This window comes from Natrinema sp. HArc-T2, from assembly GCF_041821085.1.
Taxonomy (GTDB): domain Archaea; phylum Halobacteriota; class Halobacteria; order Halobacteriales; family Natrialbaceae; genus Natrinema.
On the sequence record NZ_JBGUAZ010000004.1, the window covers coordinates 189,871 to 203,254 of the forward strand.

Consider the following 13,384-nt stretch of genomic DNA (forward strand, 5'->3'; position numbering starts at 1 on the left):
CATCAGGCACGTCGTTCCCCGTTGCGTGCCGACGCTGTCTATCATGAGTGACGAGCGTACTCCATCGGACGCCGAAACCGAGATCCACCAGCTAGACGAAGATACTGTCGCCCGAATCGCTGCCGGCGAAGTCGTCGAACGGCCCGCCAGCGCCGTTAAGGAACTCGTCGAGAACAGCTTAGATGCCGATGCCTCGAGCGTCGACATCACCGTCGAGGACGGCGGCACCGAACTGATTCGGGTCGCCGACGACGGCCACGGGATGAGCGAGGCGGACCTCCGGGCGGCCGTCCGCGAGCACACGACCAGCAAGATCGACGGCCTCGAGGACTTAGAATCGGGCGTCGCCACCCTCGGCTTTCGCGGCGAAGCCCTGCACACGATCGGCTCGGTGTCGCGGCTCACGATCCAGTCGCGCCCCCGCGACGCCGACGGTGCGGGGACGGAACTCGTCTACGAGGGCGGTGACGTAACGAGCGTCGAGCCGACCGGCTGTCCCGCGGGGACGATCGTCGAGGTCTCGGACCTGTTTTACAACACGCCCGCCCGCCGGAAGTTCCTGAAGACGACGGCGACGGAGTTCGCTCACGTCAACCGCGTCGTCACGCGCTACGCACTTGCAAATCCCGATGTTGCGGTCTCGCTCACCCACGACGGTCGCGAGGTGTTCGCGACGACCGGCCAGGGCGATCTGCAGGCCGCCGTGCTGTCTGTCTACGGCCGCGAGGTCGCTTCTGCGATGATCCCCGTTGAGGCCGCCGGCGACGAACTTCCGCCGGGCCCGCTCGAGTCCGTCTCGGGGCTCGTCTCCCATCCCGAAACGAATCGCTCGAGTCGAGACTACCTCGCGACGTACGTCAACGGGCGGGCCGTGACCGCCGACGCCGTCCGCGAGGGGATCATGGGCGCGTACGGCACCCAACTGGGCGGCGACCGCTACCCCTTCGTGACGCTCTTTCTGTCGGTTCCCGGCGACGCAGTCGACGTGAACGTCCACCCGCGCAAGCGAGAGGTGCGCTTCGACGACGACGATGCGGTCCGCCGGCAGGTCGACGCCTCCGTCGAGTCGGCGCTGCTCGAGCATGGCCTGCTCCGTTCCCGTGCCCCCCGCGGCCAATCGGCACCGGGCGAGGCGCGGGTCGAGCCCGGAGGGCCCCGTCGAACCGGGACTGAGACGGTCGACCACGAGCCGACGACGCTCGAGGAAAGCACTGACGCGGCCACGTCGTCCGATGGAACGGACGCAGACGCGAGCGACCCTGTGACGACGGCATCCGGCGCCAGCAGCGACGAGACGCCGTTGGCCGACGCTCCCGCGAGCGGGAGCGCCGAGACAGAGGCCGATGCCGACACCGACAGCGCCTCACGCCCGGAATTGAACGCGCGCGAGACGGGCGATGCGTCGACGGCTACAGCGGAGCCAAGTACCGAGCCGGTCTCCGAGACGAACAGCGAGTCCGCGGTCGATGCGACGGCGACCGAGACTGACACGAATCGGTCCGCGTCGACTCGAGACGACGACTCACGGGGCACTCGCGACTCGGATAGCCGCGCGGAACGCACGTTTAGTGCCGCCACTGAACAGCGGACGCTGACCGGCGAGGCCGCGACGGGCGAGGAAACCGAGTTCGACTCGCTGCCGTCGCTGCGCGTGCTGGGCCAGCTTCACGACACCTATCTGGTCTGTGAGACGCCCGACGGACTCGTCCTGATCGACCAGCACGCCGCCGACGAGCGGGTCAACTACGAACGCCTGCAAGAGGCGTTCGCCGACGATCCGACCGCACAAGCACTCGCCGAGCCCGTCGAACTCGAGTTGACCGCCGCGGAGGCCGAGGCCTTCGAGCACTATCGCGAGGCGCTTTCGCGGCTTGGGTTCTACGCCGATCGGGTCGACGACCGGACGGTCGCCGTGACGACCGTCCCTGCGGTGCTCGAGGAGACGCTCGAGCCGGACCGACTGCGAGACGTGCTCACCTCCTTTGTCGACGGCGATGACGAGGCGGGGGCCGAGACGGTCGATGCGCTGGCCGATCAGTTCCTCGGCGATCTGGCCTGTTATCCCTCGATCACGGGGAACACGTCGTTGACCGAGGGGTCGGTGATCGGTCTGCTCGAGGCGTTAGACGACTGTGAGAACCCCTATTCCTGTCCGCACGGGCGACCGGTGCTCGTCAAGTTCGACGAAGCCGAACTCGAAGCGCGGTTCGAACGGGATTATCCGGGGCACGGCAGCTAGGTTGCTCGAGATGTGCGGCGGGCCGTGTGCTCGTGTCGGTAGAGCCAGATCGCACAGCAAAACGAGATCGCGCCGACGGCGGTGGCGATAGCGAACGCGATCCGATAGCCAAACGGCGTGTAGACACGCACGCCACCGGTGAGATCGCCGGTCCAGTAGGTATCGAGCGCCCAGCCCATCACCGTCGGCAAGATCGCCGCCCCGACGAACGCACCGAAGTTGACCGTCCCGGTCGAGATGCCGCTCGCATTACTCGGGTAGCGATCCTTGACCACAGCGTAGCCGAGCAAGAACGCGCCCTGCAGGAAGCCAGTCAGGAAAAAGACCGCACCCACGACGACGAGCGGCGACGATCCGGCGGTCGCGATCACGGCGAGACAGGCCGTAAAACAGCCCGCTCCGGCGACGATCAGTTCCATCCGACGCTCGAGGCGGTCCGAGAGCCAGCCGATCGCCGGCGGCCCGGTCATGATCCCGACGCTGCCGAGCAAGGTGATCGTCGACGCCGTGGTAACGGAGACACCGTACACCTGGACGACGTACGGAACGCCCCAGAGCCCGAACAGGGTGAGATTCACGCCGGTTATACAGAAGAGCATGATCGAGACGACCCAGACCAGCGGATCCCGGAGCACGGCTGCGAGCGACGAGCGAAGTTGCGCGTTGGTGAGTGTCTCGCGTTGGGGGACGCCCTCGAGCGGCTCGAACCCTGCCTGGGCGGGCGTATCTCGGACGAGTGCGAACACAGCCACGGCGGCGACGAGGCCGGCCACACCCAGTGACCCGATCGAGACACGCCAGCCGACGGCACCGACGGCGATCGCCAGCGGGGTCGTCGCGAGGACGCCGCCGAACCCGGAGAGGGTAAACGTCAGACCGCTCATCGTCGCGAACTCATCAGCGCGAAACCAGGTCGCACAGAACCGGAGGAGACAAACGAAGATGACGCTGCCGCCGAGGCCAACGAACCCACGGGCGAGCACAGCCACGAGATACGAGTCCGCCGTGGCGAATCCGATCGTCCCGACGCCCATTACCGCCGCGCCGATCGTCGCCGTTCGCCGCGGGCCGACGCGGTCGGCCAGCAGACCGGTCGGGATCTGCATCGCCGCGTACACCCAGAAGAAGACTGCGTGAAGCGTCCCCAGTTGTGTGCCCGTCGTTTCAAACGCGGCCATGAGATCCGCCGCAAGCACCGCAGTCGAGAGCCGATTGGCGTTGACGAGCAGAAAGGCGATGCCCATCGTCGCCCAGAGAATCCACCGCCATCGGCGAGGACCGCGCCAGCGTCGCATACCTCCAGAGTTCTGTCCCGAACCCCCGAAAAGATTCACCAATCGGACATCCGCGGAGCGATTCGTTGCACCAGTATGACAAGTTCGGTCGTGTTCACAGGGTCTGTGAACGTCCGCGCCGTCCCGATCAACTGGCTGTCTGTCCTCTCAACAATACCATATTATCAGCTAGTTTTGATACTATTCATAGTATTCCTTATATATTTCTCGAGCGAGCAGCGAGCCACAGTTCGACAGATTTATCATTATTATTTTATTAGGTTCGCGGCAGAGATGGGGTCAGTGATCATAGTCCCTGCATGCGAATTCTGTTCGTGATATTTGATGCCACGGCAGAAGATGTCTGTGTTATATGTTACAATCGTACATATTCGATAGCGATCTGTGTGTCTAGCTAGCGCATCATACTACTGTAGTTTGTCACCATTTTTGTCCAAACATCATGCTTTATAACCCGGGATTCTCTATGGTGTTTTGATGCCTGCAAATACCAACACCGGAAACCCAGGCCCTCTTGGCCTGGCTGCGTTCAGCCTCACGACGATTTTGCTGAGCCTCGTTAATTCCGGACTCTTCGGTCTCGAACTCGAAATGGCGCTGATTCCGATGGCACTCGGCTTTGGCGGCTTCGTCCAGTTGCTCGTCGGGATGCTGGAGTACAACGAGGGCAACACCTTCGGACTGACCGCCTTTACCAGCTACGGCGCGTTCTGGATCTGGTTTGGCCTCCTCATCACGATGACCCACAACGGGATTCTCCCGTCGGTTGGTGCACAGGCGATCGGTGTGGTGCTCCTCGTCTGGGGCCTGTTCACCGTTGGCATGTGGATCAGCACGTTCAAGCTCAACTGGGCGCTCTGGAGCGTCTTCCTGATGCTCTCGATCACGTTCTTCCTGCTCGCCTTTGGCGACATCCTCGGAATCGCGTCGCTGGTCACCTTCGGTGGCTACCTCGGACTCGTCACCGGCGCGGGTGCGCTCTACATCAGCATCGCGGAAGTGACCAACTGGAGCTTCGACGCCGAAGTCCTCCCGCTGGGCGGCCAGCCGCTCAAGTCGAAGCCGACCACTCGCGACTCGATGAACGTCGCCGACGACTGATCGGCACTACACAGACGAGCCATCAGTCGATGCGTTTGCCGCTCGAAGACCCGTCAGGCTCAAGCTATTGACGGCCCCCAGCGGTGACGGATATCGTGTTGATAACTGCTTTTGCATACGTCTCGACCGACAGTATAGGGTTCTCGAGGACGTACGGCGGCCTATGACGCCCCCACGCGTCCTCGATGGCTCGAGCGCCGGCGGCCAGTTTCTCCGAAGCGCGCTCGCGCTGTCGATCCTCGAGAACGAACCCGTCCGCCTCGAGCACGTTCGCGGCGATCGGTCCACACCCGGCTTGCGCCACCAGCATTTGACCGTCCTCGAGATGATGGTTGACCTCTGTGATGCCGACGTCTCGGGCGACGAGGTCGGCGCGGAGACGGTCGAATTCGAGCCGGGACTCGCGGAGACAGACCCGTATCGCGGGCGACTGGCGGGCGGGACGTACGATGTCGATATCGGCACTGCCGGGAGCGTGACGCTGCTGTTCGATGCGCTCCTGCCGCTCGCGACGGTGCTCGAGTCGCCGCTGTCGGTGACCGTGACCGGCGGGACGGACGTGGCGTGGTCGCCGCCGCTGGATTACTTTCGGTACGTGAAACTACCCATGGTCCGCCGGTTCGGCCTCGTAGCCGCCTGCGAACTCGACCGTCGCGGATTCTACCCTGCCGGCGGCGGTCGGGCGACGCTCCGACTCGCACCCTCTGATCTCGAGCGAGTCGACCTCGTCGAACGCGGCTCGCTCGAAGAGGCACGGCTCTACGCGACAGAATCGGCATCGCTGGCCGAGCGAGACGTGGCCCACCGACAGATCGAGGGCGCGCTTGAGCGGCTGACGGACACGGTCGAAGTCGTAGAGCGCTGTGAGACGACCGCAGTGAGTCGCTCGCCCGGTTCCGCGATGGTACTCCGACTCGATCACGGGACCGGTCTCGCCGGCGTCTCCGCACTCGGCGAGCGCGCCACCCCAGCCGAGCGTGTCGGCGAGGACGCCGCCGACGCCGCAAACCGGTTTCTCGAGGGCAGCGCCCCCGTCGACCGCCACATGGCCGATCAGTTGCTGGTCATCCTCGCGCTCGCTGGCGGGCGGGTTCGGGTGCCAGCCGTAACCGACCACGTCGAGACGGGGTGTGCGTTACTCGAGGACGTTGGGGTCGACGTTCGACTCGAGTCCGACGACGAGACGACGATCGTGTCGGTGCCGTCGCCGCTGACCGAGAAGCGGTAGCTCGAGGCCTATAGTAGCCACTGAAAGTCAATGCACACCCGATCGCACGACGGCTGTGCGATCGGTGTGTCAATCGTTTCAGTTGTTACTATATTACAGCGCCTTCGGCTCTGCACCTCCAGTCCGCAGCCGACCGCCAGCGGGCGGTCCGGTGGTTCGGCGGTCGAACGACCGCCATGACTTATATTGCCTCCGTCCGTTGATGGAAATATGACTGGTGGACACACCGCCGTTTGCGGCCTCGCGAGCCGGGTGGTCGATCCGTGAGCGATATCGTCACCTTCGGCGAGACGATGCTTCGGCTGTCGCCACCGGGTGCCGAGCGCCTCGAGAACGCCGAGGAACTCGAGGTCCGTGCCGGCGGTGCTGAGAGCAACGTGGCCATCGCGGCGAGTCGACTGGGCGCGTCGGCGACCTGGCTGTCGAAAGTCCCCGAGACGCCGCTTGGTCGGCGCGTCGTCGGCGAACTTCGGGGTCACGGCATCGAGACGGACGTCGTCTGGAGCCACCGCGGACGGCAGGGAACCTACTATCTCGAGCACGCGGGCGAGCCACGCGGCACGAACGTGATCTACGACCGGGAGAACACCGCCATCTCGACCGCGGAAGCCCGCGAGTTCGACATCGACCGGATCCAGAACGCACAGGTGTTCTTTACCACCGGGATCACGCCCGCGCTCTCGACGACGCTGCGGGACACGACGCTAAACCTGCTCAAGGCAGCCCGCAAGGGCGGCACCTCGACCGCCTTCGATTTCAACTATCGGAACAAGCTCTGGTCACCCGACGAGGCCAGAGAGACGCTCACGAAACTGTTTCCGGGTATCGACATCCTCGTAATCGCCGCCCGCGATGCCCGAACCGTCCTCGGCTTCGAGGGCGATCCGCGCCAACTCGCCCACAAACTCGGCTCCCAGTACGACTTCACGACCGTCGTCGTCACCCGCGGCGAGGAGGGCGCAGTCGGCTGGCACGACAGTGTCGTCCACGATCATGCGGCCTACGAGACCGACACCGTCGATCCGATCGGCACTGGCGACGCCTTCACCGGTGCGTTCATCGCCCGGCGACTCGACGGCGACGACGTATCAACCGCCCTCGAGTACGCCGCCGCGACGGCGGCGCTCAAGCGGACGATTCCAGGCGACGCAGCCCTCGTCACCGCCGACGAGGTCGAGGCCGTCGTCAAAGACGGCAGCGAGGGCATTTCACGGTAGCGGATCGACGGCCCGACGATTGGACGGATTTGTCAGAAGGGATTTTATCGGATAGTCTCAACCCATGGGTAGAATGACCCGGAAAAGCGCATTGCTGGTTGCACTGCTCGTGGCCGTCAGCTCCGTACCGATGGCCGCGGTCGCCGGTGCGACACCGGCAACGACCGAGCGCGTATCGAGTACGACCGCCGAGAGCGACGCCAGCGCAGGCGCACACGTCGCTTTCGACGTCCAGGGCGATGCGATCACTGACTACCGTATCGACGGCGAGCAGACGTTCTCGTCGGTCGCCGTCCAGTCTCAAAGCGCCGCCGAGAGCGGGGCCGGGACCGGTCTCGACGCCGATCTCGGGCTCGAGGCGGCACTGAACCTGAGCGGCGCGAGCCTGTCGCTGGCGAGCGAGACGCAGGCGAGCACCGAACTCGAAGCCGAGAGCGGGGCGACCCTGTCGGCCCACGACACCCCGCGTGGTACGCTGGTCGTCGAGAGCGGCGGCGAGGCCCAGTACGTCGAGGCTGAACTCGGGGCCAGCGCCGAGGCCCGCGAGGACGGCGATCGGGTCCGCGTCGAAACGGACGGTCGTGAGGGCGTCTTCCTCGTAATCGGCGACGGCGAGGTCGGCGTCACTGACGGCAACGTGACCGCCGACCTCAGCGAGAACGCGACGCTCGCGTTCCGCTCCTACGCCGATGGTGAGCGCGACGAGCGCGCCCAGTACGAGGAGTCGCTGATCGCTGAGGGCAACGCCGCCGTCGAGGTGACCGCGACTGAGCGCAACGGCGAGGTCGTGTCCGACGCCGTCTCGTATGGTCATGAGACCTCGGCAACCACGAGCCAGACCGCAACGAATCAGGTCAACGTGACCATCGACCGGGCCGTCCACGAGGGGACGGTCGTGATGACCACCGTCTCCGAGGAAGCCGTCGGCAACCTCGAGAACCTCTCGGTGCACGTCGACGGTGAAGCCGCCGTCGAAGCGTCCTCGAAGAGCGAACTCGAGGGTGCGATCGGCAGCGACGAGTCCCGATACATGGTCGTTCAGGATGCAGAGGCCGAGGGACAGGCGACGGTCTACGTCGCGGTCAATCACTTCTCCGAGCGAACGATGACGATCGCCGGTGACGGGACCGGTGACAGTACTGATGGAAACGACGGCACCGAAACCGAAACGAGCGACGACGACACCACCGAAGACGACACGGACGACGGAGCCGGGGACAGCACGCCCGGCTTCGGAGCCGGCGCTGCACTGATCGCCCTGCTGATCGGTGTCGTCGCTCGGAGCCGCCAGTAACGGAGCGCGTCCGCAGACGGATTCCTCGCTTGCCGCGACGGTAACGGATCAATAGCAGTCGCCTGCCGCTTTTTGACGGCGGCCGTGATAGCCTCCCCCGTGACTCGAGTCGTCCGGCAGGCGACGGTCGACGACATCTGGGCCGTCCACGAGATTGCACGCGAGAGCTGGCACGCCGCCTACGACGACGTACTCGGCCCCGACACGGTCGACGATGTCGTCGACGACTGGTATACGATCGGCGACCTCGAGTCAGCGATTACCGACACCGAACGCCGCAACGACGCCGCGTTCATCGTCGCCGAGACGGCATCGAACGCCGCAGCTGCCGACGAGGCCGGCTGCCGATCGGCTCCCGAACTCGATGGTTTCGCCCACGTCGTTCCGTGGCCCGAAAACACGGCAGTCGCGTTTCTCGCGCGCCTATACGTCCGGCCTGCCGTCTGGAACGAGGGGTCCGGAACGGCGTTGCTCGAGACCGTTGAGACCGGCTGGTCGGCTGGCTTCGATCGCGTTCGGCTGGCCGTCCTCGCTGACAACGAAATCGGCATCTCGTTTTACGAATCACGGGGCTTCGATCGCGTCGAGACGCGCCCGTCGGGGCTGGCGGCTGGGCTCGAGGAACACGTCTACGAGAAGGAGTTGTGACGCGTCGTTACAGCGTCTTCTCTGCTTCTTCCTCATCGACGACCTCGATCCCGCGGTTGTTGACCGCCATCGGATCGAGACCGACCTCCTGGAGGAAGGTCTTGTACTCGCGTTCGCACTGCTCGGCGTCTTTTTGTTTGTCGCTGGCCCGATCACAGAGTTGCACAAGGTTCTCCGGTACGTCGTTTTTGTAGACAATCCAGTGGTTGATCAGGTCAGACAGACGGCGGATAGGACTCGTGAAGTGGCCGTAGATCTCGAAGTTCAGCGCGTGGTGGCCGCCGAACGGGTCGTTCATGTAGCGGGCCCGGGGCATCACCTTCATCACGGCCCACTGGATCTTGTCGAGTTGGCGGTCGGGCGCCTCCTCGAGCGTCGCGTTGACGGCCTTCCGGGGATCGTCCCAGGTGCTGCCGGGGATCGAGACGCCGTCTAAGTCCTGGATCTCCTGGAGGGCCTCGGACCACTCGTCGGGGCTTGGCTGTGGGTGGACTCGGTACATGGCCGAGACGCCACGATTCCACATCAGTTCGTGCGTGACGGCCTTGTTGGCCTTTAGCATGCACTCCTCGATGATGGTGTGGGCACGGTCGCGGCTCGGGTTGAGGACGAGCGAGCCGTCCTCCTTGCGCTGTTCGTGCATCCGCTCGGCGAGGTCGTAGACCAACTTGTTCTCCTCGTGGAGCGGCGCGTCGGGGTCGTCGAGGCGCTTTTCGGCTTGCGCGTACGTAAGTCGCTCGTCGGACTCGATGACGGACTTGTAAATCTCGATGTTCTCGTAGGTCAGGTTCTCCTTGTCGAGGTGCATCTCGACGGTGTGGGCCAGTCGCTCCTCGTTTGGCACCAGCGAACAGACCGTCTCGGCAAGCACCGGCGGCAGCATGTGGACCGTATAGCCGGGCAGATAGACCGTGTTACTGCGCTCGACGGCTTCGTCCCACATCGCCGTCTCGGGATTGACGTAATGGGTTACGTCAGCGATGTGCACCCAGAGGACGTACTCGTCGTCGCGTTCCTCGATCGAGAGCGCGTCGTCGAAGTCCTGGGCGTCGATCGGGTCGGTCGTCCACGTCGTCAGCTCGCGCAGGTCTTTGCGCTCGTCGATCTCGTCGGTAATTTCCTGTGTTACGCCCTCCGTCCGGGCTTCAGCTTCCTCGAGGACTTCCGGCGGGAACTCGTAGGGAATCTCGAACTTCTCGAACAGCTCCTCGCGCTTGTTCTCGAGATGGCGCGCGAGGTCCTCCGAGACCTCCACGGGGCCTTGGCCTTCGACTGTGCCGGCCTCGGCCTGTGCGTCGTCACTCATGGAGACGGCTACGGACGTGAGGGTGAAAGTCGTGTCGGGACGCGGGCCAGCCCGTGTGTGCTCGCCGGCCCACATGACGGGACAGCCCAGACGCTACCGCTCGTGTTCCTCGAGCGTGCCGTATCGCTCCTCGACCGCTGCGAGATAGCACGCGAGAAACGCCTCCTGACTGCGGTCGGCGGCTTCGAGCTCGACTAACAGCGCCTCGAGTTCGTTGCGGGGGTGGTGACACAGCTCGCGGTGACAGGACTTACAGAGATACTCGAAGGTCTTGTCCTCGCGATCCCAGCGATCGCCGTGTTTGTCGTACTCGCGGGCCTCATCGCGCGGTCGCTCGGTGCCACAGGCGACACACGTGACCGTTTCCACCCGGTTCCGGGAGGGCCACATACGCAGGGCCAACGGTCTGCGAACACTTAGCGATTGGCACATCCCACGGTCGCTGTGACGGTCAGGCCGGGCGAGCGACCGCGTCCCTATAGTAGCCACTGAACGTCACTGCACACCCGATCGCACGACGGCTGTGCGATCGGTGTGTAAATCGTTTCAGTTGTTACTATAGCGTATCTGGGTGAGAGTCGCGATGGTCGTCGGAATCGGCGCGTGTGGTCGTTTCCGTCGCCGGCAGACAGCGTCGAATCTTATCTATTAAATGCATACAGGCGGTAGCACGGGTATGCAGGTCAAATCACGACACCACCTCCGCAGCGACGCCGTCTCCGAACTCGAGACCGCACTCGAGGACCATCTCGGCGTCTCACCCGAGGGTGACACCTACGAACTCGTCGAGTTCGAGGACACCGACTGGGAGGTCGTCCTGATCGACGGCGAACCGCGAGTCGCATACTTCGACGAGGAACCGTTCCCAACGGTCCGCGGGGCCAACGCCTACGAACCCGACAAACGGCTGGTTACCGTCGACGCGGGAGCCGTCTCGTTCGTCAGCGACGGGGCGGACGTGATGCGTCCCGGGATCACGGAGGCCACCGACGACATCTCTCCGGACGATCTGGTCGTCATCGCCGAGGAGTCCCACGGAAAGGTGCTCGCAGTCGGTCGCGCCCGCGTCGATGGGTCGGACATGGTCGGCGACGACGGAAAAGTCGTCGACTCGCTGCACCACGTCGGCGACGAACTCTACGAATTCACTGGCTAACTGGACGGTTGCCACCGATCGACCATCGGCTCGAGTCCCGTGTAGAGACTGCCGGTCCGTTTTCGAACGTCGCTGCCGTGATACTACCGAAAGACAGATGGAACCATATTAGACAGTTTGCTGTAGATATGTCTAGTAATACTAGCTCCTAGAAGACATATGACCACCGCGTTTAAGTGTTGTCATGTGGTAGCACATACCAACGATGATCGAACTGACAGTCGACGCCGTTCGCCTCCACTCGCCGCGGACGATCACCACCGGCACACCCGTGTCTGAGGCAGCCAGATCTCTCCGACGGTCAGATGTGTCCGCGCTGCCCGTTCTCGTCGATGGGACGGTCGTCGGTATCGTCACTCAGTCGGATATCGTCTCGCTGGTCGCGACAACTGACGACAGGCCAGCCGTGCGGATGATTATGTCGTCGCCAGTGACCACGATCTCGCCGACCGCGACGCTATCCGAAGCCGCCAAAACGATGCAGGCGGCAGGCGTCAAACACCTCCCCGTCGTCGACGACGGCACCTACCGTGGCCTGCTTTCGGTCCGGACGCTGGCACCATACCTCTCGCGACACCACCTCGAGATCGAGCCACGCGACGAATCGATGCGCGTCGATTCGGCTGATAGCCACGAACTCGTGGTGGATGGGTGAGACGAGTCGTTGTCAGTCAGTCCGTATGAACAGTCACGTCTGACGTAAGAACTATGGACACAGCGACGGTCTCTCTCGTTTATGGGATTGATGAGCAAAATTCTCGGCGGGAACCAGTCGCGAACTGTCGAGGACTACGCCGAACTGAATCTCGAGGACGTCGCTGCGGAATCGGCCGAGGCGACGATGCAGGTCCATATCGCGGAGGTCAGCGGACAGGCCGATGCGATCGATATCAAAGACGCTGTCTACGACGGCGACATCGTGATCGCGGATATCACCCGCTTACGAACCGAAGACAGCACCGTCGAACACATCGTGGACGAACTCCGACAGGTCGCCCAGGAGGTCGACGGCGACATCGTCCGGAAGGGCGACGACCAGATGATCATCACGCCGACTGGCATCCGAATCAGCCGCGAAAAACTGTAGTCGCTACCGATCACAGCGGTTTACACACCGATCTGACAACGGCTGTGCCGCCCTCGGGCGAGGCGCTGAATTTTCACCCTGCGGGAATTGCCGGTCTTGATTATGCTGTGTGCGTCCGTTCGAACCGGTATGACGGGCTTTCGCGCAACGGTCGTGGTCAACGAGCCAATGGACTGTCCGCTCGCCGATGTCTCGGCGTCTGTCAGCCAGCGAGTCGACGGCGTCTCCCGATCGTCGCAGCCGACAACCGAGGGTGCGATCGTCGAGGAGTTCGGCGTCGCAGCAGACGCGTCAGTCGCCGGCGACCATGGCGTCGAGGTGACGCCGGTCCAATCGAACAACCGCGAAACGATATACCGATTCGAACGCGACAGCGCCACCAACTGTGCGTGTGAACTCATCGAAGCGACTGGCACGCCGGTTTCGTCCGTCCGCGCCCAGAACGGCTCGTTGTACCTGTCCTTCCGGACGCTTGAGCTCGAGACGATCACCGACATCGTCGACGAACTGCGTGCACACTTCGATGGGGTCGTCGTCGAAGAACTCTCGCAGGATCACAAGGATATCTCCGACGATTCGGTCGTCGTCGATCGAAATCAACTCACGGGCCGCCAGCGGGAGATTATCGAGACGGCCCACGAGATGGGGTATTTCGAGTACCCAAAAGGGGCGAACGCGACCGATGTCGCAGAGGAACTCGGCGTCGCCCGCTCGACGTTCACCGAACATCTGGCAGCAGCCCAGACGAAGCTCATGGACGCGATTCTCGACGCAGATCGGTCCCAGCAGTGACGCTCACACGCCAGTAACGCT

At 63.8% G+C, this 13,384-nt stretch carries 13 protein-coding genes; 10 read left to right on the forward strand and 3 right to left on the reverse strand.

Annotation, left to right across the window (positions count from 1 at the left end; genetic code table 11):
- Positions 1–43: 43 nt before the first annotated feature.
- Positions 44–2,239, forward strand: a complete 2,196-nt coding sequence (gene mutL / locus ACERI1_RS11695; protein ID WP_373618341.1) for a DNA mismatch repair endonuclease MutL — start codon at positions 44–46, stop codon at positions 2,237–2,239.
- On the opposite strand, the gene ACERI1_RS11700 is transcribed toward mutL, so the two are convergent.
- Positions 2,236–3,534 carry an MFS transporter gene (locus ACERI1_RS11700; RefSeq protein ID WP_373618342.1) on the reverse strand — a complete coding sequence of 433 codons (1,299 nt, stop codon included), beginning with the start codon at positions 3,532–3,534 and terminating at the stop codon, positions 2,236–2,238. The two genes, mutL and ACERI1_RS11700, sit on opposite strands and share 4 nt — an antisense overlap.
- Before the next feature lie 477 nt (positions 3,535–4,011).
- On the opposite strand from ACERI1_RS11700, the gene ACERI1_RS11705 reads away from it, so the two are divergent.
- The 5 genes from ACERI1_RS11705 to ACERI1_RS11725 all read left to right on the forward strand — a co-directional run bounded on the left by ACERI1_RS11705 (position 4,012) and on the right by ACERI1_RS11725 (position 9,022).
- Positions 4,012–4,635, forward strand: coding sequence for an acetate uptake transporter (locus ACERI1_RS11705; protein WP_373618343.1), 624 nt, complete (start codon positions 4,012–4,014; stop codon positions 4,633–4,635).
- Between the two features lie 163 nt (positions 4,636–4,798).
- The gene (rtcA, locus tag ACERI1_RS11710) at positions 4,799–5,863 is read left to right on the forward strand and encodes an RNA 3'-terminal phosphate cyclase (protein ID WP_373618344.1); all 1,065 of its coding nucleotides are present in this window, start codon (positions 4,799–4,801) and stop codon (positions 5,861–5,863) included.
- 263 nt (positions 5,864–6,126) lie between these two features.
- Positions 6,127–7,080: a bifunctional 2-dehydro-3-deoxygluconokinase/2-dehydro-3-deoxygalactonokinase gene (kdgK1, locus tag ACERI1_RS11715; protein WP_373618345.1), complete on the forward strand. Its 954-nt coding sequence runs from the start codon at positions 6,127–6,129 to the stop codon at positions 7,078–7,080.
- 73 nt (positions 7,081–7,153) lie between these two features.
- On the forward strand, positions 7,154–8,374 hold the full coding sequence (locus tag ACERI1_RS11720; RefSeq protein WP_373618346.1) for a PGF-CTERM sorting domain-containing protein: 1,221 nt from the start codon (positions 7,154–7,156) through the stop codon (positions 8,372–8,374).
- 99 nt (positions 8,375–8,473) lie between these two features.
- Positions 8,474–9,022, forward strand: coding sequence for a GNAT family N-acetyltransferase (locus ACERI1_RS11725; RefSeq protein ID WP_373618347.1), 549 nt, complete (start codon positions 8,474–8,476; stop codon positions 9,020–9,022).
- Positions 9,023–9,029: 7 nt separating this feature from the next.
- On the opposite strand, the gene ACERI1_RS11730 is transcribed toward ACERI1_RS11725, so the two are convergent.
- Both ACERI1_RS11730 and ACERI1_RS11735 read right to left on the reverse strand, forming a co-directional pair.
- Entirely contained in the window at positions 9,030–10,328 is a 1,299-nt protein-coding gene (locus tag ACERI1_RS11730) for an RNB domain-containing ribonuclease (RefSeq protein WP_373618348.1), read from the reverse strand.
- Between the two features lie 93 nt (positions 10,329–10,421).
- Positions 10,422–10,718: a hypothetical protein gene (locus ACERI1_RS11735; protein ID WP_373618349.1), complete on the reverse strand. Its 297-nt coding sequence runs from the start codon at positions 10,716–10,718 to the stop codon at positions 10,422–10,424.
- 286 nt (positions 10,719–11,004) lie between these two features.
- Here ACERI1_RS11735 and ACERI1_RS11740 point away from each other — a divergent pair, with 286 nt between their 5' ends.
- The 4 genes from ACERI1_RS11740 to ACERI1_RS11755 all read left to right on the forward strand — a co-directional run bounded on the left by ACERI1_RS11740 (position 11,005) and on the right by ACERI1_RS11755 (position 13,363).
- The gene (locus ACERI1_RS11740) at positions 11,005–11,484 is read left to right on the forward strand and encodes an RNA-binding protein (RefSeq protein WP_373618350.1); all 480 of its coding nucleotides are present in this window, start codon (positions 11,005–11,007) and stop codon (positions 11,482–11,484) included.
- A gap of 205 nt (positions 11,485–11,689) precedes the next feature.
- Entirely contained in the window at positions 11,690–12,139 is a 450-nt protein-coding gene (locus tag ACERI1_RS11745) for a cyclic nucleotide-binding/CBS domain-containing protein (protein ID WP_373618351.1), read from the forward strand.
- Positions 12,140–12,220: 81 nt separating this feature from the next.
- Positions 12,221–12,571 (forward strand): cell division protein SepF, encoded by a 351-nt coding sequence (gene sepF, locus ACERI1_RS11750; protein WP_373618352.1) that lies wholly within the window; start codon positions 12,221–12,223, stop codon positions 12,569–12,571.
- A gap of 129 nt (positions 12,572–12,700) precedes the next feature.
- The gene (locus ACERI1_RS11755) at positions 12,701–13,363 is read left to right on the forward strand and encodes a helix-turn-helix domain-containing protein (RefSeq protein ID WP_373618353.1); all 663 of its coding nucleotides are present in this window, start codon (positions 12,701–12,703) and stop codon (positions 13,361–13,363) included.
- Positions 13,364–13,384: the final 21 nt, after the last annotated feature.

What these genes read in the sequence shown, in the direction of transcription:
- mutL (WP_373618341.1), top strand. Translation starts at nt 44, where the DNA reads ATGAGTGACGAGCGTACTCCATCGGACGCCGAAACCGAGATCCACCAG.
- ACERI1_RS11700 (WP_373618342.1), bottom strand. Translation starts at nt 3,534, where the DNA reads ATGCGACGCTGGCGCGGTCCTCGCCGATGGCGGTGGATTCTCTGGGCG.
- ACERI1_RS11705 (WP_373618343.1), top strand. Translation starts at nt 4,012, where the DNA reads ATGCCTGCAAATACCAACACCGGAAACCCAGGCCCTCTTGGCCTGGCT.
- rtcA (WP_373618344.1), top strand. Translation starts at nt 4,799, where the DNA reads ATGACGCCCCCACGCGTCCTCGATGGCTCGAGCGCCGGCGGCCAGTTT.
- ACERI1_RS11720 (WP_373618346.1), top strand. Translation starts at nt 7,154, where the DNA reads ATGACCCGGAAAAGCGCATTGCTGGTTGCACTGCTCGTGGCCGTCAGC.
- ACERI1_RS11730 (WP_373618348.1), bottom strand. Translation starts at nt 10,328, where the DNA reads ATGAGTGACGACGCACAGGCCGAGGCCGGCACAGTCGAAGGCCAAGGC.
- ACERI1_RS11735 (WP_373618349.1), bottom strand. Translation starts at nt 10,718, where the DNA reads ATGTGGCCCTCCCGGAACCGGGTGGAAACGGTCACGTGTGTCGCCTGT.
- ACERI1_RS11740 (WP_373618350.1), top strand. Translation starts at nt 11,005, where the DNA reads ATGCAGGTCAAATCACGACACCACCTCCGCAGCGACGCCGTCTCCGAA.
- ACERI1_RS11745 (WP_373618351.1), top strand. Translation starts at nt 11,690, where the DNA reads ATGATCGAACTGACAGTCGACGCCGTTCGCCTCCACTCGCCGCGGACG.
- sepF (WP_373618352.1), top strand. Translation starts at nt 12,221, where the DNA reads ATGGGATTGATGAGCAAAATTCTCGGCGGGAACCAGTCGCGAACTGTC.
- ACERI1_RS11755 (WP_373618353.1), top strand. Translation starts at nt 12,701, where the DNA reads ATGACGGGCTTTCGCGCAACGGTCGTGGTCAACGAGCCAATGGACTGT.